The following is a 3,541-nucleotide window of genomic DNA, read 5'->3' on the forward strand; positions in this document are numbered from 1 at the left end:
TGCTTACGGTTCACTACTCACGACGATGTTTTTTTTGGTACCTTTTTTTTCACCGGAAAGGACCCGTAAAGTGATAATGATTATCATCTACATATCACAACGTGCGTGGAGGCCATCAAACCACGTCAAATAATCAATTATGACGCAGGTATCGTATTAATTGATCTGCATCAACTTAACGTAAAAACAACTTCAGACAATACAAATCAGCGACACTGAATACGGGGCAACCTCATGTCAACGAAGAACAGAACCCGCAGAACAACAACCCGCAACATCCGCTTTCCTAACCAAATGATTGAACAAATTAACATCGCTCTTGAGCAAAAAGGGTCCGGGAATTTCTCAGCCTGGGTCATTGAAGCCTGCCGTCGGAGACTAACGTCAGAAAAGAGAGCATATACATCAATTAAAAGTGATGAAGAATGAACATCCCGCGTTCTTCCCTCCGAACAGGACGATATTGTAAATTCACTTAATTACGAGGGCATTGCAGTAATTGAGTTGCAGTTTTACCACTTTCCTGACAGTGACAGACTGCGTGTTGGCTCTGTCACAGACTAAATAGTTTGAATGATTAGCAGTTATGGTGATCAGTCAACCACCAGGGAATAATCCTTCATATTATTATCGTGCTTCACCAACGCTGCCTCAATTGCTCTGAATGCTTCCAGAGACACCTTATGTTCTATACATGCAATTACAACATCAGGGTAACTCATAGAAATGGTGCTATTAAGCATATTTTTTACACGAATCAGATCCACGGAGGGATCATCAGCAGATTGTTCTTTATTCATTTTGTCGCTCCATGCGCTTGCTCTTCATCTAGCGGTTAAAATATTACTTCAAATCTTTCTGTATGAAGATTTGAGCACGTTGGCCTTACATACATCTGTCGGTTGTATTTCCCTCCAGAATGCCAGCAGGACCGCACTTTGTTACGCAACCAATACTATTAAGTGAAAACATTCCTAATATTTGACATAAATCATCAACAAAACACAAGGAGGTCAGACCAGATTGAAACGATAAAAACGATAATGCAAACTACGCGCCCTCGTATCACATGGAAGGTTTTACCAATGGCTCAGGTTGCCATTTTTAAAGAAATATTCGATCAAGTGCGAAAAGATTTAGACTGTGAATTGTTTTATTCTGAACTAAAACGTCACAACGTCTCACATTATATTTACTATCTAGCCACAGATAATATTCACATCGTGTTAGAAAACGATAACACCGTGTTAATAAAAGGACTTAAAAAGGTTGTAAATGTTAAATTCTCAAGAAACACGCATCTTATAGAAACGTCCTATGATAGGTTGAAATCAAGAGAAATCACATTTCAGCAATACAGGGAAAATCTTGCTAAAGCAGGAGTTTTCCGATGGGTTACAAATATCCATGAACATAAAAGATATTACTATACCTTTGATAATTCATTACTATTTACTGAGAGCATTCAGAACACTACACAAATCTTTCCACGCTAAATCATAACGTCCGGTTTCTTCCGTGTCAGCACCGGGGCGTTGGCATAATGCAATACGTGTACGCGCTAAACCCTGTGTGCATCGTTTTAATTATTCCCGGACACTCCCGCAGAGAAGTTCCCCGTCAGGGCTGTGGACATAGTTAATCCGGGAATACAATGACGATTCATCGCACCTGACATACATTAATAAATATTAACAATATGAAATTTCAACTCATTGTTTAGGGTTTGTTTAATTTTCTACACATACGATTCTGCGAACTTCAAAAAGCATCGGGAATAACACCATGAAAAAAATGCTACTCGCTACTGCGCTGGCCCTGCTTATTACAGGATGTGCTCAACAGACGTTTACTGTTCAAAACAAACCGGCAGCAGTAGCACCAAAGGAAACCATCACCCATCATTTCTTCGTTTCTGGAATTGGGCAGAAGAAAACTGTCGATGCAGCCAAAATTTGTGGCGGCGCAGAAAATGTTGTTAAAACAGAAACCCAGCAAACATTCGTAAATGGATTGCTCGGTTTTATTACTTTAGGCATTTATACTCCGCTGGAAGCGCGTGTGTATTGCTCACAATAATTGCATGAGTTGCCCATCGATATGGGCAACTCTATCTGCACTGCTCATTAATATACTTCTGGGTTCCTTCCAGTTGTTTTTGCATAGTGATCAGCCTCTCTCTGAGGGTGAAATAATCCCGTTCAGCGGTGTCTGCCAGTCGGGGGGAGGCTGCATTATCCACGCCGGAGGCGGTGGTGGCTTCACGCACTGACTGACAGACTGCTTTGATGTGCAACCGACGACGACCAGCGGCAACATCATCACGCAGAGCATCATTTTCAGCTTTAGCATCAGCTAACTCCTTCGTGTATTTTGCATCGAGCGCAGCAACATCACGCTGACGCATCTGCATGTCAGTAATTGCCGCGTTCGCCAGCTTCAGTTCTCTGGCATTTTTGTCGCGCTGGGCTTTGTAGGTAATGGCGTTATCACGGTAATGATTAACAGCCCATGACAGGCAGACGATGATGCAGATAACCAGAGCGGAGATAATCGCGGTGACTCTGCTCATACATCAATCTCTCTGACCGTTCCGCCCGCTTCTTTGAATTTTGCAATCAGGCTGTCAGCCTTATGCTCGAACTGACCATAACCAGCGCCCGGCAGTGAAGCCCAGATATTGCTGCAACGGTCGATTGCCTGACGGATATCACCACGATCAATCATAGGTAAAGCGCCACGCTCCTTAATCTGCTGCAATGCCACAGCGTCCTGACTTTTCGGAGAGAAGTCTTTCAGGCCAAGCTGCTTGCGGTAGGCATCCCACCAACGGGAAAGAAGCTGGTAGCGTCCGGCGCCTGTTGATTTGAGTTTTGGGTTTAGCGTGACAAGTTTGCGAGGGTGATCGGAGTAATCAGTAAATAGCTCTCCGCCTACAATGACGTCATAACCATGATTTCTGGTTTTCTGACGTCCGTTATCAGTTCCCTCCGACCACGCCAGCATATCGAGGAACGCCTTACGTTGATTATTGATTTCTACCATCTTCTACTCCGGCTTTTTTAGCAGCGAAGCGTTTGATAAGCGAACCAATCGAGTCAGTACCGATGTAGCCGATAAACACGCTCGTTATATAAGCGAGATTGCTACTTAGTCCGGCGAAGTCGAGAAGGTCACGAATGAACTAGGCGATAATGGCGCACATCGTTGCGTCGATTACTGTTTTTGTAAACGCACCGCCATTATATCTGCCGCGAAGGTACGCCATTGCAAACGCAAGGATTGCCCCGATGCCTTGTTCCTTTGCCGCGAGAATGGCGGCCAACAGGTCATGTTTTTCTGGCATCTTCATGTCTTACCCCCAATAAGGGGATTTGCTCTATTTAATTAGGAATAAGGTCGATTACTGATAGAACAAATCCAGGCTACTGTGTTTAGTAATCAGATTTGTTCGTGACCGATATGCACGGGCAAAACGGCAGGAGGTTGTTAGCGCAAAAAAAAAATTCCAAAAAAAAAATTCCAAAAAAAAAAAGCGACT

At 43.4% G+C, this 3,541-nt stretch carries 6 protein-coding genes and 1 pseudogene; 3 read left to right on the forward strand and 4 right to left on the reverse strand.

Annotated features, from left to right (window positions below; genetic code table 11):
• Positions 1-234 precede the first annotated feature (234 nt).
• Positions 235-429, forward strand: coding sequence for a YlcI/YnfO family protein (locus ACHMXK_RS23725; RefSeq protein ID WP_001421937.1), 195 nt, complete (start codon positions 235-237; stop codon positions 427-429).
• 164 nt (positions 430-593) lie between these two features.
• Here ACHMXK_RS23725 and ybcW read toward each other — a convergent pair whose 3' ends face one another.
• Positions 594-800 (reverse strand): protein YbcW, encoded by a 207-nt coding sequence (ybcW, locus tag ACHMXK_RS23730; protein ID WP_001031427.1) that lies wholly within the window; start codon positions 798-800, stop codon positions 594-596.
• A 285-nt stretch (positions 801-1,085) separates the two neighbouring features.
• On the opposite strand from ybcW, the gene ACHMXK_RS23735 reads away from it, so the two are divergent.
• Both ACHMXK_RS23735 and bor read left to right on the forward strand, forming a co-directional pair.
• Entirely contained in the window at positions 1,086-1,496 is a 411-nt protein-coding gene (locus ACHMXK_RS23735; protein ID WP_012775990.1) for a DUF1398 domain-containing protein, read from the forward strand.
• A 289-nt stretch (positions 1,497-1,785) separates the two neighbouring features.
• A complete protein-coding gene (gene bor / locus ACHMXK_RS23740) occupies positions 1,786-2,079 on the forward strand; it encodes a serum resistance lipoprotein Bor (protein WP_000738492.1) in 294 nt (97 codons plus the stop codon).
• A 31-nt stretch (positions 2,080-2,110) separates the two neighbouring features.
• On the opposite strand, the gene rzpD is transcribed toward bor, so the two are convergent.
• The 3 genes and pseudogenes from rzpD to ACHMXK_RS23755 all read right to left on the reverse strand — a co-directional run bounded on the left by rzpD (position 2,111) and on the right by ACHMXK_RS23755 (position 3,352).
• Positions 2,111-2,572 carry a prophage endopeptidase RzpD gene (rzpD, locus tag ACHMXK_RS23745; protein WP_000092275.1) on the reverse strand — a complete coding sequence of 154 codons (462 nt, stop codon included), beginning with the start codon at positions 2,570-2,572 and terminating at the stop codon, positions 2,111-2,113.
• Positions 2,569-3,045 (reverse strand): glycoside hydrolase family protein, encoded by a 477-nt coding sequence (locus ACHMXK_RS23750; RefSeq protein ID WP_000229403.1) that lies wholly within the window; start codon positions 3,043-3,045, stop codon positions 2,569-2,571. The genes rzpD and ACHMXK_RS23750 overlap by 4 nt, the downstream gene beginning before the upstream one ends.
• Positions 3,029-3,352 (reverse strand): annotated as a pseudogene (locus tag ACHMXK_RS23755) (phage holin, lambda family). The gene ACHMXK_RS23750 and the pseudogene ACHMXK_RS23755 overlap by 17 nt, the downstream one beginning before the upstream one ends.
• Positions 3,353-3,541: the final 189 nt, after the last annotated feature.

Origin of the sequence: Polaromonas sp. UC242_47, from assembly GCF_044452385.1 — a bacterium.
Taxonomy (GTDB): Bacteria; Pseudomonadota; Gammaproteobacteria; order Burkholderiales; family Burkholderiaceae_C; genus Polaromonas.